A 24,803-nucleotide genomic window follows, 5' to 3' on the forward strand; every position below is an offset into this window, starting at 1 on the left:
TACGGATCGCGGTGTCCTACGAGCTTGCCAAGGGCAAGCAACGCGGTAACATGCGCCCACTTTTCGGGCGCAAACGATGTCTCAATCGGCGGAAAACACGCAAGATCCTTCTTCCGACAACCCATCCGAACAGGGCGCCACGGCGCCCGAGGCCGCGCCGCTGCAAGTCGCGCCGGATGTTTCCCAGCCCGAAATGGCTGTCGCGGATGCGTCGATGTCGGCAATGGCGCCCGAGCCGCCGATGGCTGCGAGCCCCACGATACCACTCGCGCCTCTTCACGTCGTCTCTGCCGAAGCAGGGCCATTGCCTGCAGCACCGCCGCCACCTTTGCCGCAGGCTCCGAGCAAGTGGAGGTCGTTCATCGGCCGAATCGGATCATCGGCGCGTAATGCGCTGCTTTTGTTGGCCTTGGGCGTGGCGATATTCGTATTTTTGATTCAAGTCAATCAGCATTACGCGATCAAGAACTGGCTTTTCTGGACGTATGCGAAGATTTGGGGGTGGTGTTCCCTTTTTGCGCTCGCATCCGCCAGTTCCGGGCACCTCGTCGTCAAAGCGATTGGAGGGAAAACCTTGCCCTTCGTCGAACGAACGATCATGTCGTTCGCGTGCGGCGTGATTTTCTTTTATTTCGTCATGTTCGGCGGCGGCCTTCTTGGAATTTATGGCCACGTTTTTGCCGTCGTCATGCCCATCGTCGTATTCGGGCTCGGTGCGGTGCCGCTTTTGCGTCACGTTCGGCGCAGCGTGCGTCATTTTCGCGCGGCCCGAGCGCGCGTGAAGGGGCAACCTTCGCCGTGGCTTTACCCCATTCTGCTTTTCGGCGCAGCCGGCGTCGCGATGATTTATTTTGCCATTCTTTCGGCAAAAAACATCGCCTACGACGCCTATTTCTATCACCTCGGTCTTGCCCAGCAATACGCCGTGGAAGGCGCCATTCGCGCGTTTCCAGAAGCGTGGCTGCCTGCCGCGATTCCTCATCTTGCGAGCGTGCTCTACACGTGGACGTTCATTCTGCCGGGAATGAACATGTTCGAGCGTGTCGTGTGCGCCGCGCACCTCGAATTCGTGATCTTTTTGATGACGCTCGTGAGCGTCACAGTGCTCGTACGCAAGCTCGTCCCAAAGGCAAAAGCGGGACTTTCGTGGGCTGCGTTTTTCTTGTTCCCCGGTCTGCTCGTTTATGATTCAGCCTTGTCCGCAGCAGCCGATCACATCAATGCATTCTGGGCGATTCCCATTTTCCTGATGATGCTTCGGTCGCTCCGGTCGCTCGACGTGGACAAGAGCGGCGGTGCATTTGCCGCCCGCAATTTTGGCCTATTGGCGACATTTTTGGCGGCCGCGATGCTGACGAAATATCAAGCGATGTACCTCGCGGCATTTCCGCTGATGGCCATTGCTTTCGCCGTCGTGTGGTTTTTTGGCCGTGCGCTCGTGCGTCGTCGCGATTTGCTGAGGCCCACGTTCCGTGCGATTTTCGCGGGCCTCGGCACGGCGCTCGTCGTGGGCCTCTTGGTCACGACGCCCCATTGGCTCAAGAATTGGTTTTTTTATGGGGATCCATTGTTCCCGTATCTGAGCCGCTTCATGTTGTCGCCGAAGTGGGTGCCGGACACGAGCGCGCTATTTGCCGGCTGGGACGGCACGCAGCATCAAAATTGGCGACCCAAAGGCACCCTGCCCGAAAAACTCGCCGAAACAGCCCAAGCCGTCGTGATGTTCTCCTTTCAGCCGCACGACTGGGCGAAGTTCCACGGGAAAGTACCCATTTTCGGTTCGCTCTTCACCCTGAGCGCGCTCATTTTGCCATTTTTGAAGAAGACCAAGCGCATTTGGGCGCTCTTCGTCGCGACACACGTCGGCGTCGTCGTTTGGTACTGGACGCTGCATCAAGATCGCTATCTGCAAGCGCTTTTGCCGTGGATGGTCTGCACTGTCGCCGCGACGTTGCTGCTCTTGTGGCGACAGGCGCACTGGAGCGCCAAACCCCTCGCGTGTATGCTCGTGGGCGTTCAAATCGTTTGGGGTGGCGACGCGTACTTCATTCCTGCCCATGCAATGACGGGCAATAGCGCTGCCCCCGTCACGGCAGAGCTATTGGCGCAGGGAATGAAGGGAAAACACAAAGAACGTTACGGCTTTGGCGACAGACTTTTCGAAATGGGTCGCGACCCAGCGCTGCCCCAGGATGCGCGCGTGCTTTTGCACGAACACGAAACGCGCCTCGGCTTGTGGCGTACGGTGGTTTCCGACCAACCGGGCCTCGCGTATGCCTATCGTTATGAAATGCTGAAGGGCCCCGCCGAGGTGTACGAGCGCATTCGCGGGCTCGGGGTGACCCACATCATTGCCCGTGTGGAAAAGAGCACCCATCACGACAGTCTTGGCGCGGACATTCAGTTTTTCGCGTTCATGGAGCGCGAGCCGAAGCTCATCAAGAAGTTTGGCGAATGGGCGCTGTATTCGATGCCGACGGCCCCCTCGAAACGAACGCCGAACAACATCGTTGCCTATCTCGGCTGCGGCGCTCAATACGAGCGTGGTCTGCACAAGCTATCGAGTTTGTCGGTGCGTGAGCGGCAAGTCGTCAAGCGGCCTCCGCGCGTGAAGGCGACGCAGCCGATGCCGACGCAGCCGCAGGAATTTCCAGCGTTCATCGCGCAGGCCGATTACATCGTCACCGACAGCAAGTGCAAGCCGCCAGCGCCGCTGGAAGCGACGCAAGGGTTCGTTCAGATTGCAACGCGGGACCCCGAGCAGCTTTGGATGCGGGCGCGGTAAAGCGTCGATCGGTTTGATCCGAGCCTGGATTTGGACGCTCGCGCGTCACCCCCTGGCGCGGGTCGCGCTTTCAGATTTCGGGAATCGCCGCGCAAATGAAACGACTTTGGGGGTTGCCGAGTTTTTATGGCGTGCCATTGCCATCGGGCGGATTTCCCTCCGCCGCCTTGGATTCGGCATTCTTTCGTCGCGTTTGCGCGGCTTTTTCAGCAATCTGTGAATTGTATCGAATGGTTTTTTCGAAGGGCGCGAGGATGCTCTTGTCGCCAGTGCGGTGCGCGGTCGATTTGGCCGCGTCGGCCATTTGGGCAATCGTATTTTCGCGCTCGTGCACCTTTCTCGCTCGGCTTTCGCGTACGACTTCGAGGAGCTTTTCGAGCTCGCTCTCGCCCGCCTCGAGCTTTTCGATGATCGCCGTATCGTCCACGAAGCTTTGATAGACCTTGGACGTGATGCCGGCATCCTCGCCATGCAATGGGACGCTTTGTGCAAGCTCGGTGATGACGTCGTCAATGCCGTCTTGTGCTGAACGAAGACGTTGCATTGCGTTTTTGGGTAGGTCGATCAAGTGTCCGTCGAGATCCTTCAATGAGATTTCCAGCGGTCCCCCGTAGGCTGCACCGGTGACTTTGCTCATGATTTACCTCCTCCTCCAAGGTGCTTTGGACGTTTGCATGCCGGGAAACGGGCGTCAACATGTATCTGCCAACAGTGCGAATCCTTGGTGAGTGGCGACGAAGTCGTCGAGGGGCTTGGTGAAGTCGTCGAGGGTGGTCGACGATTGCGTCGCGTTGGTTGGTGAGATCGTCGAGTGGGTCGACGAAGTCGTCGCGTTCGTTGGTGAAATCGTCGAGTGGTTTGGCGATGTGGTCGGGATGATCGGTGAGCTCGTCGATGGCCTAGGCGAAGTCGTCGCGTTGGCTGACGAAATCGTCGAGGGTGGTCGACGATTCCGTCGCGCTCGTTGGTGAGCTCGCCGAGTGGCTTGGCGATGTCGTCGTGTTGGCTGACGAACTCGTCGAAGGGGGTCGGCGAGGTCGTCGCGCGTAAGGCTGACGGCCCCGGGTAAGCACCTGTATCCTCGCACGCCGGCAGGTGCGCATGCCTTGCATAGGTTTTCGCTTGCTATGCCGACGTGGTTGTGCATGCGGGCGGTGCAGCGCCACCAGTTGCGCGTGAAGGTTGGTCGAGGCGGACCCTCGGTGAGCAAACGGAAATGCGGCAGGAAGTTGGATTCGTGGTTGATCTGCGTATCAGCGTACGCACAAGCAGACGCCGGATGGTTGTACCCAGAACACATGCGGGTTTCACCTTGACCACAAAGGACTGCATCGGGTGCAATCGCACCATGGTTCCCACCATCAAAAGACTCACATTGTCGTTGAGCCTTGCCATGGGATTGGGTTTTGCGTTCCTGCCTCAAGGATGCGGGGGAGCTCATCCTGTCGCGGACATTCCCGAGCACGTTGCAGCGCCGATCAAAGCGTGCGCTTTCGAGCACACGCATCACGTCAGAGATGCGGACCAAATCGTCAAGTATGACGTGACGCTCGATAGCAACGGCCAAGTTGACTCCATAACGCTCATGGATTCCAGCGTCGGCGATGAAGAGCTCGAGCAATGCATAGCTGCCTCGATCCGCTCGCTGACCCAGGACGATCTTCTGCGCCACCGCTCGGAGAATTTCGATCGGGAGCTTGCACAGCCGGAATCGCGCATGCTGCTGGGTAATCCGGCCATACCGCTTGCGGCTTGCGTTGCGTCGCCACCTTGTTTGCTCGCGCTGACCGTCCTCGTGGGTGCTTCCGCGATCACCGTGCAGCTCATGGTGCACGCGGCGACCACGACCGCCAAACCCACCACGACGACGACCGCGCCGCCGATCACCGCGGAGGAGGCTGAGAGGGAACGCTGTCGTAAAGTGAATGAAGCGTGCCCAACAACTTGTCTTCCGAAATTGAAGCACTCAGATTTCGGTAACCTATTTCATAGGTGTATGAGGCAATGCCGTGAAGCTGCGGGATGCTGGAAAGCGATGTAGTCATGGACAAAGAATTAGCTCGACAGTTGGCGTACATTTATCAACAGGCTTCAGGCCTACTCGTGCACACGATTTGGTTGATGGAGCACCATGGCACGGAGGCACAACTTCAAGAGCACAGGAAGGCGGTCGCGCAGGTTCTCACCGAGCTCGGGGCGGAGCTTCTGTATCCCATTTACCATGAATACCCTGACCTGGAACCACCGTCTCCGACGCCCAGCGACGATCACGAGGGCGACGCCTGAGGCTACGGTGGACAAGGACATGGCCGAAGACGCCCTTCTCGATGCCATTCAGACTCGCGACGTCGACCGCGTGGCGGCGCTTCTTGCCGCCGGCGCGGATCCAAATGAAGATGGCAAGTCTCGATATGCCAACTACGGCAGCGGCCGAGAACTCCCATTGCAGGCTGCGATCGGCGAACTCCAGGCGTTCGAAGCCATCGGCCCGTACGGCCCGGAGCCTGCCGGACCAATCGACTCCATCGTGCTGCTCCTGCGCCATGGCGCAAAAGTCAAGGGTTGGGACGTGGACAACGAAGGGGATCCGCTCTTTCTTGCCGTAGGGATGAATCACATCGAAGCGGTGCGGCTGCTGCTCGCTCACGGCGCAGACCCCAACGTGCGCGATAACGAGGGTGATTCACCGCTTCGTTTCTGCATAGAGAAAGAGTATCTGGAGATGGCCCGGCTCCTCCTCCTCTGCGGTGCGAACAAAAACATCAACAAGACCGTGGGCGGTGGCATGACTGCGCTGGGGCTGGCCGCGTACTGGCTCAATGTCGAGATGGTGAAGCTGCTGCTCGCGCACGGAGCAGATCCGCATGTTGAAGACATTGACCGCATGACGGTGTTCGAGCATCTCCGGCACATGGATCTGCCCGAGGATCCCGCCGACCAGGACCGTCTTCGGGAGACGCCCATCCTGGACGATGGCCTGGTGGGTGATCCGGGCGTCCCTGGGTCCACCAACCCCAACCCCTAAAGAAATCCAATGGAGAACGATCCCGGCCTTCGACGCCCATCGAACCCGATATTAAAAATTCCCAATTTGTTTGCCGCGATTGTCGCGTATACGGGCGAAGTCGCGAGACACGTGACGGGAGGCCATTGGCATTTGAATGAAGTGCACGGGGGCATCTGGGAACCGTACGTCATGTACGACGACGACTCCGATTACGTGATCCTTTCCTCGAACCGTACAAGAGCATCGCGGAACGTAGACGCGGCGGGCTGCTGCTGCGGGTGCTGATTCCCGTTCCGGGCCATCAGGGCTTGAAATTCAAAAAGGCGGATTGGGAATAGGGATGCCTCGCGACTCCAAAGCCGAGCATTGGGTTGTCACGGTAGCAAGCGGCATGAGTTTTATTGCTGGGCGTCCCACTCTTCCATTGACAAGCACTTGTCCCCGCGCGCTTGTTCCTGGAGGCAATAGGTCAGGTAGTGACTTTCTTTCCGTTGGCGTTCCTCTTTCGCGTCATCGTTGACGGGTTGTCGTGGGGGTGGTGTTTGTTGTTCTGCACCCGCACACGCGACATGGGTGAGCGCAGGGGCGACCAGCAAAGCGAATGGGAGTGCGGTTGCTTGGAGGTAACTCGAGATTTTGGCGGACTTCATGACCGTAGCCGAGCACTGGTTTGTCGCGGTGTCAAGGGCTTCCGGTTCTTCCGGCGCAACCTCGGGAACGATAGTTGGCTGCAAACTTGCCGCTTGCGTCGTGGTCGTTTGTGGGATGCTGTACGGCGTCAAACCCACGGGCATGGCTGAAGGGGGGGTCGCCGACGAACTCGTGGGCAAAAGCGCGCCGCAAACGACGGTCACCGCCATGGCGCCACTGACGTGCGTTGCGTGCACCAGCACATGCGGGGCCTGCTGCGTGACGTGTGCGACAAACGCGCGCGCGCGCTTCGGCACCAGTACCAACGCGGCAATCGTCGCGCGAATGGCCGCACGTAGCAATACCAAGAGCCGCCTCTTGCGTGAGTCCACCGTAGACCAGGGTTCGTCTTGTTCTCGAGCAATGTCGGCAATGGTGCTTTCTTCAGCGTACAGCGCATGAAGAAAGGCTCGATCCTCTGGATCGAGCGCCATGATGGCGGAATCCAGCATCTTGTGCGCCTCCACGGCCTCGGCGGCCGGTGGAACCCCAGCCAGTTCGGCGATATCCGTGCCGGCAGCAATCTCGCGTTCCGCTCGACGACGCTGGGCGGCGCGGATCGTCAGGGCCTCGTACTTCACGAGCTCGCACATCTTTGCGACAAACCTTTTGTCATTTTGGATTGACGGCAGTTCGTTGCTGGGCTTGAGTAATGCCTTGACGAACGCCTGCTGCACGGCGTCTTCAGGAGAAGCACCGGAATGACGAGTCACCCGTCGCGCGACGGACAACATCGTTCGCGTGAGCTTGGCAAATTGATCGGCCGACAAACCAAAAGGGAAATCCGGAGGTCGTTTGCCCATGCAGGTACAGGGCGCGAGCGTACCCGTTTCACTCAACATTTTTTCACTTTTTGTCATGCCCTGGCGATGACCTTGCTGGGCGTGGTTTTTTCCGCTCAACCCGCGTTCGGTCATGAGCCACCCGTGATCCTTCCCACGCAGCTCGACTTCGATGCCTCACGCGCTCCCAAGGTGTGCAACGACGCCGACGGGTTTGCGTCGCTTCTGGGCGGATGGGTCCCCAAGGGCGTGTTGCGGGAGAATGCCGAGCGTCGGTTGGTGGTGCGTATTCGCTGGACGCCGACGGGCGGCAAACGAGCAGAGGTGTCGCTCGTCGATGCCCAAGGCGCCGTTGTGGCGGAGCGGCACGCGGAATATGAAGCCGCGGCCGAGTGCCACTTCGTGCTGCATGACGCCGCGCGGAGTGCAGCACAGCTTTTGGGCGCCTTCGAACCACCGCCGCCGAAGGAACCGGTCATCTGTCCCGTGTGCCCACCATCCGCTCCGTCGCCGCCCACACGTCCCTTGCCAACGTCCCCACCGCCTGCGCCGCCCGTGCCAACCATCACGCATGCACCAACGCTTCATCGCTCCTCTTTCGGCATTGGCGCACTCATTGGGTCGGGCATTCATTCGGGGCTCGGCGGCGGACCGTATATGCTCCTCAGCTACGCCCCATGGCGCCAATGGTCCCATGTGCACGTCGAATTCGAGGGGTCGTGGACATCGCAGACGTCGGAATCCATTCGCACACACGCCATCCCGCTCGTGGGTTCGTTGTGTTTGGTCCGCGGTGTCGTTCGATTCTGCGGCGGATTGGCGACGACGGTATTTTATTCGAAACAATCACCTATTCATGACGAATTGCATTTGATGGTCGGCGGTAATGTTCGTATTGGAACCGAATTGTTCGTCCGCGGCCCGTTTGCCATTCGTGCCGACGTTTTCGGACGACTCGCATTTGCAAGGTTTGGCAATGCTACGATGGCAATCGACGACCCAAATCGCTTTGCGGCAGGCTTGGCGGTGATGGGCGCGTGGTTGTGCGATTGAGTCCTTTCGAGATGCGGGAGCTCGTCAACGCTGGCGCCGTTGTCTCAATCCGCGTTCGGTAAATCGATCTTGTGCGTGAGTTTCTTTTCGAGCACGTGGTACTTGCCGCCATGCGCGTACATGAGGCTCCGCCACAATTCGAGCCGCGTCACTTTTTCCTGCTGCTTGTATTCTTTTCCGCGAATCCCGACCCAAAGATGATGCGGGGCGCCCAGCATCGAAATCCAATCGTACGGGCGACCGTTACGATTGATGTTCCCGAATAGGCGCTTCATGTAATCGTCGAACACCGCGCGCTGCTTTGGATTGCTGCACATCCGACCGCGGCGGTGGAGCGCCAGCGCTTGCTTGGGATCGGTGAACTCGTTGAGCTGCTTCATCACTTCGTAGCTGCCCGTCGTCCCATAAATATGCGTGATGGCTCGCTCGTTGTCCGTCGCGTAGCAGAATGCCCCCTGCACGAAATGCATGTCTTGCGGAGCAAAATAATTCGGATCCACGACGTACTTCTCGCCGCTCTTGCCCACCACCATGATGTCGTATTGCTCGAGGAATTGCGTATCGTACCAAACGACGTGCGTCTGCGGATTGTACCAAATCCGATTGCCCGAATAAAACACCGTCGCGACCCCGAGCATCAGGGCGAGCTTGTGGCTGTAAAATTTATCGAGAATGGGCGTACCCGTTCGCCCCGTCCAGTAGATGAATACCCAATTGACGAGCATCCACTTCCAGAAGCAGACGCCGGTCAGTGTAAAGATGCCGAAATTCAGGCAGAAACACAGGAAAAACCAGAGCCGTGCAACTTTCCGGTGCAGAAAGAACGCAACGAGTGCGCCAAACTCGACGATGAGCGTGAACACGGAGAGCGACACGTCATACGGTCGAAAACGCCCGATCAACCCATTGAAGGTTTCATCGCTGATGAATGGTAGCCACCCGCGCATGTGCGACGCGAGCGCGAGGTTCGTCAATCGATCCTCGAGCAGCCAGCTATACTGCGGCCCGTAAATCCACTTCGCCACGCCCGCGATGTAATAATACGAAGCCCACGATCCGATCCCGACGACGAGCACGTGCCACGGTTGAAATGAACGCCTGGCCGATGCCCAGATGAACACCGAAAAAATCGTCAAAAGCTCCGTGACCGTACGGAATTCGAAATCATCCAAATTGATGGGCACGTACGCTTCGCGCACGAGCAGGATCCCGAGGCGTGTTGCGAACGGCACGGCCAGCGGCGTACGCCAGCTCAATGCCAAAAAGCCCACGAGCAGCAATCGATCGAAGACGTGCCCGCGTTGCAAATAATTGTTGTATTCGAACGTCGCCCCTGACCACGTCACGATAGCGAGCACACCGATGACCAGGACACGGAAAGATTCCCCGTGCGTCCAATCCGACCATCGCAATTTACGCTTCGAGAAAACGAAAAAGAGCGTCGGAACCAGGAGAAATAAGATTTCGGGAATCGCCGCTCGATTGCGCGTTGCCGCTTGCTGAATCAGAGCAATGTCCGATTTGACGAGACTCAGAACGATGGAGCTCGCTTCGTAATGCTGCGTCCCAATCGGTGCAGAAAACAAAGGTCTTACGGCCGTAACGAGCGCGAGCAGCACGAGCACGTGCAGCACTGCCGACAACGATTCCCGGCTGAACTGGCGGGTTATCGCATCGCGGACACGACCGAGTGAGCTTTGAAGTCGAGACACGGGTTTCCTCTGTGAGCAGATCGTGCGAATTCCAAGCCGAGCCGCCTGCTTATACTCTTTCGGACGTGACGCGCGCCCGAAAAAATGACAGGCCTCGTCCGTTTCTCGCACCCGTCGCAACGCCTGTTTCGATGAGGAGTTCGTCTTCCTCGAACCACGTAACGTAACTGTGCTGATAGGAGCTTTCGCGTGTCAAGCTACGAGGATTTGTTGGGCAGCTCGAACGATGCTGGCCGCGATTATTTCGACGGCGAAGAATTCGCGCTGCGTGCGGGAATCGAAGAGACCCATTACTGGCACGTGCATCGACGCGGCATCATCCTCGACCAACTCAGGCGATTCGCTTCTCCCGAAACATGCGGCCCGCTCGTCGAGCTCGGATGCGGCATCGGCACCGTCGCCACGCACCTCAACGAACACGGCTACCGCGTCGACTACTCGGACGTCTACGGCGCAGCGCTCGATATCGCGGCCAAGCGAGCGCACGACAAGCTTGGTAGCGTCGCTCGAGAACGGCGCTTTCTGCGCATGGACGTGACGCGCGGCCTGCCCTTGAAAAGCTGGTCCGGCATCATGCTCTTCGACGTCATCGAACACCTGCCCGATGATTACGGCACGCTCGAACACGTGCGCGATGCGCTCGCCGAAGCCGATGGCGGCTTCGTGATGGTCACGGTGCCCGCGTTCCAACTGCTCTGGTCACCGTGGGATGACGTCGAGAAGCACAAGCGTCGTTACACGCGTGAAGGTCTTACGGATTTGCTTCATCGCACCGGATTCGAAGTCGTTCAGTCGACGTATTTTTTCGGTCCGCTCTTCTTCGCAGCGCTCGGCATGAAAGGCGTTCGCACGTTGAAGGATGCGATCGCAGGCGGCGAAAAAGCTCGTGGAATCGCGGACTTGACAGAATCGAAGAACATCGAGCCGCTCAACCGCGTGATGCTCGGCGTGCTCTCTGCCGAGCGTCTTTGGCTCGAACGCGCACCCCTCCCGCTCGGCACGTCGATCCTCGCGATCGCCAGGCGTCGCTGAACGTCCCGCATGTGCTTGGAACGGCATTGACGACCTCGAACCTGACGCGCTATCTACCCGAGCCCGGCGCACTTTGGCGTTTCGGGCTGGGTTCCCTTCTGCATTTGCACTGTTCGCAGCACCCTGCGGACAATCTCGGAGCGTATCATGTGCGGCATCTTCGGCGGCTCCCCTGACCTCGTCAGCGAGGACGCGGCGAAGCTGCTTCGCCATCGTGGGCCCAACCAGACCGGCCAAGTGCTGCTCTACGCATCCGACGGCGCGCCCATCCTCATCGGCCAAACTCGCTTGTCGGTCGTCTGCAAGGACGACATCCCCACGCCTTTTCAGCGCGATGGCGCGACGATCACGTTCAACGGCGAGATCTACAACTGGCGACAGATCCGCAGCGAGCTCGAAGCCAAAGGCCAAACGTTCACGACCGAGACGGACACCGAGGTCGTGCTTTGCGCGTACTTGACGTGGGGACCGGCGTGTCTTCAGCGCTTCAACGGCATGTTTGCCCTGGCGATTTGGCACGACGACCAACTCTTCTTGGCGCGTGATCGCGTGGGCAAAAAGCCGCTTTTCTACTCGCATGGCCCAAGGGGACTCGGCTTCGCGTCCGAGCTGAAGGCCATCCGCGATCTCGACTTCGGCGAAGTTCCCATCTGCCGCGCACTCGAGTTCTACTTCGACGAACACACGCCTTTCCGCAACGTGAAGAGCGTTCGTCCCGGCGAGTACCTTCGGTACCGTCCCGCGACAAACCAGCTCGAACACAAGACGTGGTGGTCGTTCCCGGTGACTGCACCGGAAATCGTCGATGAACGAGCGGCCATCCGTCAGTTCCTCGAGCTGTTCGAGGATGCTTGCAAGATTCGCAAGGTGGCCGATGTGCCCGTGACGATCTTTCTGTCCGGCGGCATCGACTCGTCGCTGATCCAAGCGGTCTTGGGGCTCGACGTGACGTACACGGTGCAGTTCGAGGAGTTCATCGACAAGATCAACGAGCGGGACTTGGTGTTCGAGTTTGCGAAGAAGCGCGGCTTCGAGGCGCGCATCATCACGCCCACGCGCGATGACTTTCTCGAGACGTTCTCGGATCTTGCCCGGCACATCGAGTTTCCGGTGGGCAGCTTCAGCGTGTTGCCGCTCTTCTGTTTGGCGAGACAAGCGCGTCGTGATGGGTTTGTCGTAGCGATTTCGGGTGAAGGTTCGGACGAGCTCTTCAACGGGTATTACCGTAACGAGCTGCTGCTTCGCGAAGTCGCGGCGCTCGAAGGTGACTTCAAAGGGCCGTACGGTACGCTTTGCAAGCGTTACTTTGGCACGGATGTCGAGCGTTTTTGTCGTATGGCAAGTCGTCAAGGTTTGTCTGGCGTGCACGAGCTCATCGAATTTTTCACGCCTCTTTGGCGCGAGGATCGTTCGTTCGGCCAGAACTTGAGCGCCATCGAAACGATGGTGTTCATGCAGCCTTTGCTCGTGATGGCCGATCGGTTGAGCATGGGAAATTCGCTCGAAGTGCGAAATCCCTTCCTCGATTACCGCATCATCGAGTTTTCGACGAAATTGTCGGATGGTCTGAAGTACCGCGATGGTCACGGAAAATGGTTATTGCGGCAGACCTTGAAAGAGCTCGTCGGACCGGACCTCGGCATTACCAAGCGTACGATCAAGCATGGTCTTCCGGCTCCGGTGAATCAGTGGCTCTTCAACAGCAACGCCTTCGATCGCAAAGATTGGAACCACGTCCTTTTGGGCGAATGCTTGAAGCAATTGGCCCAAGCGCATCATCCCTCACACAGGTAATGGAATCTCATGAAGCGAAGCCTCGTTTCGTTCTTGCGTGACCCCGACTCGGGCGAGCGCCTCAGCTTGACGAATGCGCCCGATGGCGATGAAATCGATGCCGGCATTTTGAAGTCCGAATCGGGGGCGGAATACCGGATTTCCGGTGGCGTTCCCGGCATGGTGCGCGAAGACAAGTTTGCCGAGGGGCAAAAGGAGACGGTCGAGAGTTTTTCCTGGAAATGGGAAAAGGCGAAACATTACCGCAAGACGACCGAAGGCCATTACGTCAAGTGGTATCTCGATCGTTATGGATTCGGCACCGAGGAAAACCTGGCGAAGCTGCTCGAGGGCAAAAAGAACATTCTCGACGCGGGCACGGCGCATGGTCGTGACGCAGAGATGTACGTACGCAATTCGAAAGCCACGGTGTTCGGCATCGACATCAGTTACGGCATTCGCAATGCGTATCGGGACATCGGGCATTTGCCGTCGCTGCACCTGGTCCAGGCCGACTTGACGCGCCTGCCTTTCCCCGAAAACTTCTTCGATTTCATCGGCTGCGATCAAGTCATTCACCACACGCCGAATACGCGCACGTCGCTCGGGCATCTCGTGACGCGCCTCGCTCCGGGTGGTCATATTGCGTTTTACGTGTACAAGAAAAAAGGCCCCGTGCGTGAATTCTGCGACGATCACATTCGCGCCCAAACGGTGCACATGTCGCCCGAAGAATGCATGAAGGTTTCCGAGGCCATCACGAAACTCGGCAAAGCCCTTTCGGACCTCAAGGTCACCGTGGACGTGCCCGAAGACATTCCGATTTTGGGCATCAAAGCCGGCAAGCAGGACATCCAGCGTTTCATTTACTGGAACATGTTCAAGTGCTACTGGAACGACACGATGGATTGGGACGCCAACGTGATCACCAATTTCGATTGGTATCACCCGCTGCACGCGCACCGGCATACGCTGGAAGAAGTGAAGCAATGGTGTGCCGAGCTTGGCCTCGAAATTCAGCACGTCGACGTGCAGGAATCGGGCATCAGCACGCTGGCAAAGAAATCCGCGTAAGCCAATCGATGGACGAGCGCATCAACCTTGGAATGAATCATGGCAGACGTCGAGTTATCGGTCATTGCACCTTGCTACAATGAAGAGGGCAACGTCGATGTCCTCGTGCGCCGAGCTTTGGCGACGTTTGCCAGCATGGGCATTCGTGGCGAGCTCGTATTGATCGACGACGGCAGCAAGGACCGCACGTGGGATTGCATCAGCGAAGCCATGAAGGCGCATCCCGAGGTGCGGGGCGTGCGCCACGTGAAGAACCGCGGCATCGAAGGCGGCTGGCGAAGCGGCCTCGACCATGCGAGGGCCGACGTCATTTGCCTCATCGATTCCGACTTGCAAAACCGCCCGGAAGACATTCAGCGATTATGGGAGACGTACAAGCGCGAGCAGGTGGACATCGTGCAGGCCGTTCGGCATCCGGATGGGCTCGAAAAACACCGGTTGCTTTTCAGCCGCGGGCTCAACTTGATGCTCAACGTGACATTCGGGACGCACCTCAAGGACAGCAAATCGGGCTTCATCCTTTGTCGCAAGGAAGTATTTCGCTCGATATTGGATCACAAGTATCGTTATCGATACTTTCAAAGCTTCATTGGGGCAGCCGCAGGCGTGCGTAAATTCACGATTGCCGAGGTCGATACGCCGTTCGAGCAGCGCCACGCTGGGCAATCGTTTCTCGCTGATTTTCCCGTGCGCGTAGTCACGCGCATCGTATGGGAACTAGCCAAATTCCGCGTGGAAACGTTGACCGATCCCCGCCATCGCCGTCGTTCGTAAACTTCCAAGCGTAGCTACCCATGGCCGATCCGGTCGGCAATCCCCAGGCACCGAATTCCGACCGCGAGGCCGGATTTACGGTTTGCTCGGCCGAATTCGCCATTTTCACGACCTGGCTCGTCGTCGCCGCGATGCAGATCTTCGACGTAGCCTTCTACATTCCCCTTCCCCCGCGTATCGAAACCCGCATCTTGCAGCACGTCTTCGAGACGGGGCACTTTGTGCTTCTCGCGCTCGTATCCGTGGGTCTTCGTGGCGTTTTTCGACGTTTTCGTACGCGTCGATTCATTGCTTCATTCAGCGCGGTATTTCTTGCTGCATGTGCCGTAGGTGCGTTCGTCCTGCCCCAGGATGTATCGAATTTCAGTGGTCGAATGGCCGGAATGCATGGCGCGGCGGCAATGAAAGCGCTCGTCATGGCATTGATTGCGGCTTCGGCCCTGGGCATCGCCATTACGTGGGCGCTCGGGCGCGTGCTTGCGAGGCCATACTTGCGCTGGGTAGGTATACTGGCTGGAGGCAGCATCGTCGCGACGCATCAGCTCGTTCTGCTGCGTGATTATCACGGCGTGCATTTCTTTTTGGTGCTCGCAGGAACGACACTCGTTGCGGCATCGCTCACGGGAGCAGTTTTCCCGAAAAAGATTGGACAAACCATCGCACGCGTGGGTCGCCCGTCGCTCGAGCGAGCTTTGCTTGCCGTCGTTGCTCTTTGGTCGAGCATTTCGCTGGTCGTGGCTCCATCGCCCTCGGTCGCCATGGAGCTCGTGCGCACCGATGGGAATTTGCTGGCGCATTTTCTTCTTGGTTTTTTCCACGAGCCGACGCCATTACGAAAAGCAGACATTCCTGCAAACATGCGCCCGTTTTTTGAGGATCGAAAGGACAAGCAGGCGGTTTTACCAACGGAACCGCGGGTCTTCTCGATGAATCCGCTCGTCATACTCGTGACGATCGATTGCTTGCGGGCCGATGTGATCATGTCGGCGAATCATGACAAGTCGTTGCCAACGCTTTCGTTGCTGCGCCAAACGGGTCTTTCTTTTGCCAATGCACGCTCGGCGGCATCGAGCACGGTCCCGAGCCTGTCGGCCATCTTTTCGAGTGCGTATTATTCGCAGCAATACTGGACGGTTCACAAAGGTTCGATTGTTCCGCCCGAGGACGATACGCCGCGTTTGCAAGAAGAATTGACGCGCGCGGGGGTCATCACGACGACGTTCATCGGCGGCGAAGGGCTCATGCCCGAATACGGCGTGCTGCGTGGTTTCTCCGAAGCGACGCGCGTACGGACGGGACGCATGCAATACACGCCCGCCGCATTGCTCATGGACGCAGCGCTCGACCGGCTATCGAATGCGAAGGCTGACCCGCTTTTCTTGTACGTCCACTTTTTCGATGCTCACGCGCCCTACGACCGGGGTCGTCAAACTGAATCGAGATACGAAAATTACATTGGCGAGCTCGAATTGGTGGATGCGCAGCTCGGCCGCTTGTTACGTCATTTGCATTTGTCGGGACTGTGGCGCCGCGCAATGGTGATCGTCACGGCAGATCACGGCGAAGCATTCGGCGAACATGGCATGCTGATGCATGCAGCGACGGTGTATGACGAGCTCTTGCGCGTGCCGCTTTTGATATGGCGTCCGGGTTTGGCGGTACGAACCGTCGAAGAACCGGTTTCGCTCGTGGACTTGGCGCCGACGATCCTCGACCTTTTCGGACTTCCGACGCCTGGGCGTTACATGGGACAGAGTCTCGTGCCGTTCATTTGGGGACAAACCCCAAAGCTCGACAGGCCCATTCTTGCGGAAGCGCGACTGAAACAAGCGCTGATATTGCCCGACGGACGCAAGGTCATCGTGGACAATCGGAAGCACACGGTGGAGCTTTTCGATTTACGGGCCGATCCAGCGGAAGAATACACATTGGCGGATGATCCGGAACGGCTTTCGGAGCCGCTATCGCTATTGCGACAATTTTACGAAGTGCATACGTTCAGGAAGACGGGGTATGCAACGCCGTATCGCCGTTAGCTCCTCCGCGCCAAATGCCACGCCACTTGCAGCCCCAATCCTTCGCGCAAGGGCACACGCGGCGCGTAACCGAATGCATTCTGCGCCGCGCTCACGTCCGCCCACGTATGCGTCACGTCGCCCGCTTCGTTCGGCCGGCGATCGATACGCACGGTGCCCGCGAGGTCCCCGATCACCTTCAATACCTCGTTCAGCGTCACGCGCGACCCACCACCCACGTTGAACACGCCTTCCGCTTTCCCGAATCCCGCATCGACGTTCGCTTGAACGATGTCGTCAATGAACGTAAAATCCCTCGTTTGCTCACCATCACCGAAGACGGGAATGCTTTTTCCATCGAGCGTCGCTTCGATGAATTTGTGAAATGCCATGTCGGGACGTTGCCTCGGCCCATACACGGTAAAATACCGCAACGATACCGTGGGCAAACCAAAATTGCGCCGATAAAGCTCGCACAAATGCTCCGCCGCGAGCTTCGTCACTCCATACGGAGAATGCGGATGCGTCCCGCTCGTCTCGCGCATCGGCAAGTCATTCGTGTCGCCATACACGGACGACGACGACGCATAAACGACTTTTCGCACCGTCCGATGCCCTCGAGCCGCTTCCAAAAGACGCTGCGTCGATAATACATTGTCCTGCAAATACGATTCGAACGTTTTCCCCCAGCTCGCGCGTACGCCCGCCTGCGCCGCCTGATGAAAAACGATTTCACATCCATCGAGCAGCGCTGCAATGTCGTACGTAGCCAAATCCCGCTCTTCCAATTGGAATTTGGGACTATCGAGCAAATTCGAGAGATTGGACTCTTTGTAGGATCGCGGATAATAATCGCTGAATCGATCCACGCCGACGACGTCGTGCCCAAGCGAAACGAGCCGCTCGGAAAGATGCGAACCGACAAACCCCGCTGCGCCCGTGACGAGACATCGCATGATGGCGCGTGTTTAGCATGAACGATGGCCCAGTGCCTCAAGTCGACGGACCAGCCTCGATCGCGCGGCGATAACGCTCGCGCCGATGCGCATCCTTCAGAATTTCGTACGCTTCGTCGAGCACTTCGAGGACCGTGCGCACGTCCGCCGACAGATCCGCGGTCTCGGCCGTGAGCAGACGCGATGGCTCGAAAGACCTTCGCAAATCGATGAATGCGCGCCGAATTTCGTAACTCGTCGCGCCCCGAGGCACCCCGAGCACCGCGAAATAATCACCCTCTTCCACGAGCGCCAAGCGCGCTCGCACGCGCATGCGAATCGCTTCCTGATCGAGCGGGTCGTGCTGCGTTGGGGTCGATTTCTCAATCCGTTTCGACGGTACGAGCACCGAGAGTACTTCTAGACAAACCAGCGCATACAGTAGCGTCGCGAGGTCTGCACCACCGCGCTCGGCAAGCTCGCCAATCGTCGCGCCTTGCGCGCCATGAACGAGAGCCTGTTCGTCCGGGCCAAGCGCACACTCGACCAAGAGCGATATGCGAGGACCACTGTCCATGCGCGCAGCCGGACCACCAAGGCGACGCAGTGCAACGTCGGGGGAAACGACGCGCCTGACGGAGTCGACGAAGACTTCGGCACCCATCGAGCCACCAAACACGCTTGGCTCGGTCTTGAGGCGCCCAGGAGGTTCGGGCTCGAGCTCGAGCGTGCCCGTTTCAACGGACAAAAAGCCTCCAATGATCCACTCGGCATGCGCCCTCAGCACCGACCACAACGCATCTTGTCCGAGGTACCCGTGCGCAATGAGAGCCGCACCTGCGTGTCTGCCTCCCGGTGGAAGTTTGCCCGAAAGGCGCGCGGCCACGTCACGCTCGATGTCGCCACGCGCCGCAAGGAACGACAGGAGCGTTTCTTCCGCGACGCCGGATCCCGCCGTGACGACGTCGCCTTCGTGCAGAACGATGCGCCGCACCGAACCTTGGCTGTGCAGCGCGAGCGATCCTGTCACGCGACTCGCGATGGCTCGAGCAAGCGCGCGCGGTGCATCGGCGGGACCAAGCACGGTGGGTTTGTCCGTCTGCAACGATGGTCCAGCGTCGGCGTCGGACGATGCACCGGTGATGAGCGGCGCGGGCGGCGGAGGAACGGGCGGCGCAAGTCGCACCGAAGGCGGCGAATCGGCGGCTCCGCGACGCACGTTGGGCGGCGGAAGGAGCGGCGTCGGCTTCGTAGGACGCGGCGACGATGGTACGGACGACGGAGGGTTTGGCTTGGATGATGATGACGGTCGAGACGGCGACGGCGCGGGCGGCGAAAGCGGCGTGGACGAGGACGGATTGGCTTCACGATGCGGCGATTGCGGCTTCACCGTGGGTGGGGCGATGGTCGCGGGCCTTGCCGGCGTTGGGTTTGTCCGCGGAGGGCTCGCCAGCGGAGGACTCATCGGCGGTGGACTCGTTTGCGGTGGATCCACCGTCGACGGATACACCGTCGATGGCGCCGGCATCGATGGCATCGACGGTTGCGTGGTCGGCGAAGACAACGACGTGAGCGGTGCGACGTCGATCTTGGGCACCGGCGGGGGCATGCGTCCCGGAAAAACCGTGGGCGGTTGCATGTCGTTCGGCGCATCGATGACGATCGGCGCTACGGGACGTTTCACCGAAGCCATGACTCCGGCGGGAGCAGCTTGATCGAGGCGCCGCGTGGGAAGTTGAGCATCGTCACCGCGGCTCGGACGCAGCGACTCCACGACGGTGATCGCCGTACTCGACGTCGTCGGGCGATGCTCGGTCACGACGGGCGGTTGCTTTGGAGTGGATGCCTCGGCAGATGTTTCATCCGCGTACGAAATCGGGAGTTTGTCCAGAACGACATCGCGCACTTTGATCGGCTCGCGCACGGCAACGTGGCCGAGCACGGCGCGCGGCAAAGGCGGTGAGGTGTCCACTGGTGGCGATCCACCGACGCTCGAGACGTTCGCAGTCGTCGCAGGAGGGATCGTCTCCGGTTTGTCTGGAATGGCACTCGCCAGAGCAGCACTCGGACTCGTTTGCATCGCGGACAACGCTGCGATCGGAATCGGTCCCGTCGCTGCGTCGAGCGCGCCGGTTTGTGCCATCTCCGGACCCGTCCCAGGCTCGTCGTCGGCGTCGAGGGGGTCGTCGAGCAGCGAGAGGTAATCGTCTCCGAGCACGATGTCGGAGTCGTCATCGACGTGTGGGGCTGGAGGAAGCGAGACGAATGCGTCGGCAAGCATCACCTTCTGCTCTGCGGCAGCGAGCAACTCCGTGAGCTCGGGTGAGAGCTGCATCGGGTGCGCTGCCAAGAGCGCGTTCGGTGATTGTCCTTCGGTTTCGTCGGGTGGGAAGATGGACGAATGCATTTCGGACGCGTCGCCGCCGCCCGGAAAAACCGACTGAAACACCGCTGAAAATGCACCGCTGCCGTCCTCGACGAACGGCGGAACGCTCTCGCCCGAACGTCTTGGATTCGTGTCGTGGATGCCGTCGCCGATGAGCTCTTCGTCGAGAGGTGCGGGATCTGCAAGCGCGCCGATTTGCGCGATGATCGCGTGAATGTCGACAGGCCGTGCGAACGCACGCCCCGACGCCGTCGTCGCTCCAACCTCGGCCGCCCGCATCGGACTGCCCAGACAAACCAGCTCCGCCCGTTCGCCCTCGGAAAGCTCCCGAATGCGCTCGATCGCGTCGCGAGCACCAGGTTGGTCGATGTCCACGATGAGCACGCGGGGAGACTCGTCGAGCACGCTCACTTCGAGCCTCTCCACGGTCGATATGGCCACGGCAAACCCTTGCGCACGCAGGGCGACCGCAATCGCTTGTCCCTCAGCCGATGCATCGGCCATCAGGATCACGTCGCGGTGCACGGTGTTCGGGGCATCATCCAGCGCGGACACGCCGTAATCCTTCGACTCTAGAGGCCAGAGTGTCAACGCGTGCGCCCCGCTCGTTCGGTCGTTGTCCCCGAAGCTGTTCGGAAGCAATATACGCCAGTCGCCCCGGAAGACGCGCGAGATGGTAAGGAAAGCACGGGAGCTCGATGTTCAGTTTTGCCACACCCAACGAACTCGCATTGGTCGCTTTTCTCATCGGCCTCGTCATCATTCACTCGGTCGTGCCGAAAATGGGTGAAGCCGTCGGCCGGCTCTTCGAACGGGACGAAGAGAAACCCAAAACCGATGCATAAACGCCGCTGATTTCCCGCACCACACGCTTGCATTCTGCATTTGCAGAACATATCGTCGTCTTGATGGACGGCCCCGACGAGCAGCATGAGCGGCCGGAACGTCGCGCGCAAATCGTGGCGCACATGCCCGCGCGCTACAACCCATCGCTACACCTGGCGATCCCTACCGCCATTGGGCTCGGCGTGCTCGTCACCGCGCTTGCTCGACTTCAAGCGAACACGCTGCGTCCCATCGAACTGCTTGCAATTCCAGTCACGCTTCTTGCTGCGTTCGGGTTCGAATGGCGAGCGCACAAGAGCATCCTGCATCGGCGTCTCCCGCTTCTCGGCGTGCTCTATGAACGCCATGAGCTCCAACATCACGTGATTTACACCGATCAGGACATGGCCATGCGCAGCAAGCGCGAATGGTGGTTTGTCCTGATGCCACCCTACGCAATCGTCCTCGTTTTTCTGACACTCGTGCTTCCGCTCGCGATCGTCATCGAACGGTACGTGACGACCAACGTTGCGATGCTCGTGACGGCCACTTCGATGGTGTTTTTTCTATCTTACGAATGGCTCCACCTCGCGTATCACTTGCCAACGGATCATCCGGTCGGGCGGCTGCCGCTCATCGCGAAACTGCGCGAGCATCATCGTCGGCATCACGAACCGCGGCTCATGAAACGCTGGAATTTCAACGTGACGGTGCCGGTTTTCGATTGGCTTTACGGCACGACTTGGTCCCCCGCTCGCGAAGAGAAGTTCCGCGCGGCGAGGCAGTTGCGACGCGCAACGCCGAAACGAGCGAACTGAAGCACAGGACTTGTGGTACGGGTTCGGCGTGCGAACGAGTGCGCGCAAAGCGCTCGCAGCTCTAGCCATCGCCGTCGCTTGTGCGATCGGATATTTCGTTTGGGCAAAAACGAAATCACCCTCGTTCGTGTCGTCGCTCGATGCGATCCCGGACGGTGCGCTGCTCGTGGCCACGGCGGACGTCGGCGTGCTTCGGCGGTCGAGCGTCATGGCGCCGCTCTTTTCGGAAGGTGAAGTGCCGGGCATTGGGAAAGTGCGCGATGTATGCGGCTTCGACCCGCTCGAAGGGATCACCGAGGTGGCGATGGGCATTCCGGCCGCCGGCGCGGATGGTGACTTCGGTCTCGTCGCTTCGGGGCTCGTGGATGCCGAATCGCTGCTTTCATGCGCGAGCAAAGTGATCGAAGCACGAGGCGGCAGGCCGGTGGTGAACCCGATCGGAGGGTTTCGCACGGTACGTGACTCGGCGTCTCGGACGAGCAGCGCCGAGATTGCGGTGCGCGATGGCGGGCCGATTCTGCTCGGAGCAGGCTCGTATTTGCGCGCGATGATCGATGCAGCCGAAGGGCGTTTGCCGCGCGTATCGGCGGATCTGCTCCACGAACGTTTGTCGAGAGAGATCGGATCGGGAGCCGTGCGCGTGACGGTGGTTCTCACGCCGGAGCAGCGACGCACGCTCAACGAAGAGCTTACGCGTGGAGGCGCGCAGGGATCGCCTGCGGCATCGATGATCGGGCTTGGTCTCGCGGTTTCGGTCGACGCGCGCGTGGGTTTGTCCGGGGTGGTCGTCTGCGACGCAGCGCCATCCTGCGGCGAGCTCGGGAAAGTCTTCGATGCTCGTCGAACGTCACAAGTGGACGACTTGGTCGTGCGATTCGTCGGCGCCGCGCCGATTTTGGAGCGCATGAAGATCAGCTCGGAGGGGACCAGGGTTTCAGCACGCGTGGACATGTCCGCCGAGGAAGCGACGGGGCTCGTGGAGCGGCTTCTGCTTCTGCGGCGGGCGCTGGAGCGTCAAGAGGCGCTGGATTCGTTGGAGGACAAAAGGCCAGCGCCTGCCCCGGAATCGAGCGCCGCGCCGCCAGCTTCGGCATCGTCCGCCGCACCTTCAGCCGCTGCGCCGACATCGGCTTCGTCGGCAACACCATCGAAGAAGCCTACGCCCTAGGACGAACTTCGATTATCCTGTGCGGCCCATATGGCTACACCGATCGATTCGATACCTCGACGACTCTTCAACCAAGCCGAGCGGCGACCGGACGCGGCAGCCCATCACATCAAGAAGGGCGGTGTGTATCGCGCGAAGAGCTATCACGAGCTCGCGAACGAAGTGAAACGACTCGGCAAGGCATTCATCGCGCTCGATCAAAAGCCGGGTTTTACTGTGTGTATTCTCGGATTCAATCGAAGCGAGTGGGTTGCTTTCGACGTGGCCGCGATGAGTGTCGGCGGCGTTCCCGCGGGGATTTACACGACGTGTTCACCCGAGGAAGTGCAATACATCATCAACCACGCCGAATCGCAGGTCGTGCTGCTCGAGAACAAGGCGCAGTTCGAGAAGGTCGCGCAGAAACTCGCCGAGCTGCCCAAATTGAAGCACATCGTGATGATGTCGGGCGCCGAGCCCATCGATCATCCGATGGTGATCACGTACGAGGCATTTCTCGAGAAGGGCGCAAACGTCACGGAAAAGGCGTTTTTCGAGCGTCTCGATGCACTCGAACCCCAGGGCCTCGCGACACTCATTTACACCTCGGGCACGACCGGTCCGCCGAAGGGCGTGATGCTTTCGCACAAAAACCTCACGTGGACGGCGGATAGCGCCCGAGAGCTCGTGGGTGGCAACGCAAACGACGTCATGCTTTCGTATTTGCCTCTGTCGCACATTGCGGAGCAGATGTTCTCGATACACGCTGCACTTACGATCGGTGGAGGGGTATACTTTGCCGAAAGTATCGAAAAAGTGCCGGAAAACCTGAAGGAAGTCCAACCGACGCTGTTTTTCGGAGTACCCCGTATTTGGGAAAAGTTTTACGCGGGTGTTACGGGAAAACTGAAGGACGCCAAAGGTGCAAAAAAGGCGCTCGTCGAGTGGGCCATGGATGTCGCGCGCGACGCGAACGCGCTCAAGATGCGTGGCCAAGAGCCGAGCGGAGTGCTCGCGCTCCAATACAAACTTGCGCAAAAGCTCGTCTTCCAAAAACTCAAAACCGCCATTGGCATGTCGCGCGCGCGCGTATGCGTGAGTGGAGCGGCACCCATTGCCAAAGACGTGCTCGAGTTTTTCCTGGGTCTGGACATCATCGTCAGCGAAGTGTACGGACAATCGGAAGACACGGGGCCGACATCGTTCGGCGTGCCGGGCAACATCAGGCTCGGAAGTGTCGGTACGAAGCTCAAGGGAATCGAAGTCAAAATTGCCGAGGACGGCGAAATCCTCGTCAAAGGTCCCAATGTGTTTCTGGGCTATTACAAGGAGCCCGAAGCGACGGCCGAGACGCTACAAGACGGCTGGCTGCATTCGGGCGACCTTGGGAAATTCGACTCCGATGGATTCCTTTGGATCACCGGGCGCAAGAAGGAAATCATCATCACGGCAGGTGGGAAAAACATCACGCCGAAAAACATCGAAGAATCGCTGAAGAGCAATCCGCCCATCGTCGATGCGGTCGTGATTGGTGATCGACGCAAGTTCCTCACGGCGCTCATCGTCATCGATCCTGTTCGTGCAGCAGAAATCGCGGGCACGCCGGACGCGAATTTGACGACGCTCAGGGAAAACCCCGCCGTCATTGCCGCGGTTCAAAAAGGTGTCGACGACGCCAACAAGACGCTTGCACGCGTGGAAACGGTGAAGAAGTTTCACGTGACGCACCGTGCATTCACGATCGAAGACGGGGAACTGACGCCCACGCTCAAGATCAAGCGCCGCGTCGTGTACCAGAACTTTGCGGCGGAAATCGATAAGCTGTACGAGGGGGCGAACAACGCGGATTGACACGTCGAAAACGGCCACATCCATCCCGCCCTCCTACGGAACCCTTTGCACCCCGCGCGGGGTTGAAGAGGCTGTCTCAAAACTCGGAACGCGTATCCTCGCCCAGCCCCGCGCGGGGTTGAAACCCCGCGCTACACGACAAGA

20 protein-coding genes are annotated in these 24,803 nt (G+C 59.3%); 15 read left to right on the forward strand and 5 right to left on the reverse strand.

Features of this window, described 5'->3' with window-relative positions:
- Positions 1-76 precede the first annotated feature (76 nt).
- On the forward strand, positions 77-2,785 hold the full coding sequence (locus IPM54_45190; GenBank protein MBK9266959.1) for a hypothetical protein: 2,709 nt from the start codon (positions 77-79) through the stop codon (positions 2,783-2,785).
- A gap of 124 nt (positions 2,786-2,909) precedes the next feature.
- Here IPM54_45190 and IPM54_45195 read toward each other — a convergent pair whose 3' ends face one another.
- A complete protein-coding gene (locus IPM54_45195; GenBank protein ID MBK9266960.1) occupies positions 2,910-3,422 on the reverse strand; it encodes a hypothetical protein in 513 nt (170 codons plus the stop codon).
- Between the two features lie 118 nt (positions 3,423-3,540).
- Here IPM54_45195 and IPM54_45200 point away from each other — a divergent pair, with 118 nt between their 5' ends.
- The 4 genes from IPM54_45200 to IPM54_45215 all read left to right on the forward strand — a co-directional run bounded on the left by IPM54_45200 (position 3,541) and on the right by IPM54_45215 (position 5,810).
- On the forward strand, positions 3,541-3,756 hold the full coding sequence (locus IPM54_45200) for a hypothetical protein (protein MBK9266961.1): 216 nt from the start codon (positions 3,541-3,543) through the stop codon (positions 3,754-3,756).
- Positions 3,757-4,133: 377 nt separating this feature from the next.
- Entirely contained in the window at positions 4,134-4,826 is a 693-nt protein-coding gene (locus IPM54_45205; protein ID MBK9266962.1) for a hypothetical protein, read from the forward strand.
- Positions 4,827-4,828: 2 nt separating this feature from the next.
- The gene (locus IPM54_45210) at positions 4,829-5,071 is read left to right on the forward strand and encodes a hypothetical protein (protein MBK9266963.1); all 243 of its coding nucleotides are present in this window, start codon (positions 4,829-4,831) and stop codon (positions 5,069-5,071) included.
- Between the two features lie 7 nt (positions 5,072-5,078).
- Positions 5,079-5,810, forward strand: coding sequence for an ankyrin repeat domain-containing protein (locus IPM54_45215; GenBank protein MBK9266964.1), 732 nt, complete (start codon positions 5,079-5,081; stop codon positions 5,808-5,810).
- A 380-nt stretch (positions 5,811-6,190) separates the two neighbouring features.
- On the opposite strand, the gene IPM54_45220 is transcribed toward IPM54_45215, so the two are convergent.
- Complete coding sequence (locus IPM54_45220) at positions 6,191-7,399, reverse strand: hypothetical protein (protein MBK9266965.1); 1,209 nt, start codon at positions 7,397-7,399, stop codon at positions 6,191-6,193.
- A gap of 9 nt (positions 7,400-7,408) precedes the next feature.
- Here IPM54_45220 and IPM54_45225 point away from each other — a divergent pair, with 9 nt between their 5' ends.
- Complete coding sequence (locus IPM54_45225; protein MBK9266966.1) at positions 7,409-8,317, forward strand: hypothetical protein; 909 nt, start codon at positions 7,409-7,411, stop codon at positions 8,315-8,317.
- A gap of 44 nt (positions 8,318-8,361) precedes the next feature.
- Here the strand turns inward: IPM54_45225 and IPM54_45230 are convergent, their stop codons facing one another.
- On the reverse strand, positions 8,362-10,029 hold the full coding sequence (locus IPM54_45230) for a hypothetical protein (protein MBK9266967.1): 1,668 nt from the start codon (positions 10,027-10,029) through the stop codon (positions 8,362-8,364).
- A 189-nt stretch (positions 10,030-10,218) separates the two neighbouring features.
- On the opposite strand from IPM54_45230, the gene IPM54_45235 reads away from it, so the two are divergent.
- The 5 genes from IPM54_45235 (at position 10,219) to IPM54_45255 (ending at position 16,718) form a co-directional block, all read left to right on the forward strand.
- Positions 10,219-11,061: a class I SAM-dependent methyltransferase gene (locus IPM54_45235; GenBank protein MBK9266968.1), complete on the forward strand. Its 843-nt coding sequence runs from the start codon at positions 10,219-10,221 to the stop codon at positions 11,059-11,061.
- Between the two features lie 147 nt (positions 11,062-11,208).
- Positions 11,209-12,855 carry an asparagine synthase (glutamine-hydrolyzing) gene (asnB, locus tag IPM54_45240; GenBank protein MBK9266969.1) on the forward strand — a complete coding sequence of 549 codons (1,647 nt, stop codon included), beginning with the start codon at positions 11,209-11,211 and terminating at the stop codon, positions 12,853-12,855.
- A gap of 9 nt (positions 12,856-12,864) precedes the next feature.
- Positions 12,865-13,908 (forward strand): class I SAM-dependent methyltransferase, encoded by a 1,044-nt coding sequence (locus tag IPM54_45245; GenBank protein MBK9266970.1) that lies wholly within the window; start codon positions 12,865-12,867, stop codon positions 13,906-13,908.
- A gap of 39 nt (positions 13,909-13,947) precedes the next feature.
- Entirely contained in the window at positions 13,948-14,682 is a 735-nt protein-coding gene (locus tag IPM54_45250) for a glycosyltransferase family 2 protein (GenBank protein ID MBK9266971.1), read from the forward strand.
- Between the two features lie 20 nt (positions 14,683-14,702).
- The gene (locus tag IPM54_45255) at positions 14,703-16,718 is read left to right on the forward strand and encodes a sulfatase-like hydrolase/transferase (protein MBK9266972.1); all 2,016 of its coding nucleotides are present in this window, start codon (positions 14,703-14,705) and stop codon (positions 16,716-16,718) included.
- Here IPM54_45255 and IPM54_45260 read toward each other — a convergent pair.
- Together IPM54_45260 and IPM54_45265 are read right to left on the reverse strand one after the other, a co-directional pair.
- Positions 16,715-17,653, reverse strand: a complete 939-nt coding sequence (locus IPM54_45260) for an NAD-dependent epimerase/dehydratase family protein (GenBank protein ID MBK9266973.1) — start codon at positions 17,651-17,653, stop codon at positions 16,715-16,717. The two genes, IPM54_45255 and IPM54_45260, sit on opposite strands and share 4 nt — an antisense overlap.
- 37 nt (positions 17,654-17,690) lie before the next feature.
- Entirely contained in the window at positions 17,691-20,573 is a 2,883-nt protein-coding gene (locus IPM54_45265; GenBank protein MBK9266974.1) for a DnaJ domain-containing protein, read from the reverse strand.
- A gap of 143 nt (positions 20,574-20,716) precedes the next feature.
- On the opposite strand from IPM54_45265, the gene IPM54_45270 reads away from it, so the two are divergent.
- From IPM54_45270 to IPM54_45285, 4 genes are all read left to right on the forward strand, one after another.
- Complete coding sequence (locus tag IPM54_45270; GenBank protein MBK9266975.1) at positions 20,717-20,863, forward strand: hypothetical protein; 147 nt, start codon at positions 20,717-20,719, stop codon at positions 20,861-20,863.
- A gap of 63 nt (positions 20,864-20,926) precedes the next feature.
- The gene (locus IPM54_45275) at positions 20,927-21,661 is read left to right on the forward strand and encodes a sterol desaturase family protein (protein MBK9266976.1); all 735 of its coding nucleotides are present in this window, start codon (positions 20,927-20,929) and stop codon (positions 21,659-21,661) included.
- A 28-nt stretch (positions 21,662-21,689) separates the two neighbouring features.
- Positions 21,690-22,829, forward strand: coding sequence for a hypothetical protein (locus tag IPM54_45280; protein ID MBK9266977.1), 1,140 nt, complete (start codon positions 21,690-21,692; stop codon positions 22,827-22,829).
- A gap of 30 nt (positions 22,830-22,859) precedes the next feature.
- The gene (locus IPM54_45285; GenBank protein ID MBK9266978.1) at positions 22,860-24,659 is read left to right on the forward strand and encodes a long-chain fatty acid--CoA ligase; all 1,800 of its coding nucleotides are present in this window, start codon (positions 22,860-22,862) and stop codon (positions 24,657-24,659) included.
- Positions 24,660-24,803: the final 144 nt, after the last annotated feature.

The sequence above is a fragment of the Polyangiaceae bacterium genome (assembly GCA_016715885.1).
Lineage (GTDB): Bacteria > Myxococcota_A > Polyangia > Polyangiales > Polyangiaceae > Polyangium.

Bases quoted from the DNA above. Each gene is read 5' to 3' on its own strand.
- IPM54_45190 (MBK9266959.1), top strand. From the start codon at position 77: ATGTCTCAATCGGCGGAAAACACGCAAGATCCTTCTTCCGACAACCCA.
- IPM54_45195 (MBK9266960.1), bottom strand. From the start codon at position 3,422: ATGAGCAAAGTCACCGGTGCAGCCTACGGGGGACCGCTGGAAATCTCA.
- IPM54_45205 (MBK9266962.1), top strand. From the start codon at position 4,134: ATGGTTCCCACCATCAAAAGACTCACATTGTCGTTGAGCCTTGCCATG.
- IPM54_45210 (MBK9266963.1), top strand. From the start codon at position 4,829: ATGGACAAAGAATTAGCTCGACAGTTGGCGTACATTTATCAACAGGCT.
- IPM54_45220 (MBK9266965.1), bottom strand. From the start codon at position 7,399: ATGACCGAACGCGGGTTGAGCGGAAAAAACCACGCCCAGCAAGGTCAT.
- asnB (MBK9266969.1), top strand. From the start codon at position 11,209: ATGTGCGGCATCTTCGGCGGCTCCCCTGACCTCGTCAGCGAGGACGCG.
- IPM54_45245 (MBK9266970.1), top strand. From the start codon at position 12,865: ATGAAGCGAAGCCTCGTTTCGTTCTTGCGTGACCCCGACTCGGGCGAG.
- IPM54_45250 (MBK9266971.1), top strand. From the start codon at position 13,948: ATGGCAGACGTCGAGTTATCGGTCATTGCACCTTGCTACAATGAAGAG.
- IPM54_45255 (MBK9266972.1), top strand. From the start codon at position 14,703: ATGGCCGATCCGGTCGGCAATCCCCAGGCACCGAATTCCGACCGCGAG.
- IPM54_45260 (MBK9266973.1), bottom strand. From the start codon at position 17,653: ATGCGATGTCTCGTCACGGGCGCAGCGGGGTTTGTCGGTTCGCATCTT.
- IPM54_45270 (MBK9266975.1), top strand. From the start codon at position 20,717: ATGTTCAGTTTTGCCACACCCAACGAACTCGCATTGGTCGCTTTTCTC.
- IPM54_45275 (MBK9266976.1), top strand. From the start codon at position 20,927: ATGGACGGCCCCGACGAGCAGCATGAGCGGCCGGAACGTCGCGCGCAA.
- IPM54_45285 (MBK9266978.1), top strand. From the start codon at position 22,860: ATGGCTACACCGATCGATTCGATACCTCGACGACTCTTCAACCAAGCC.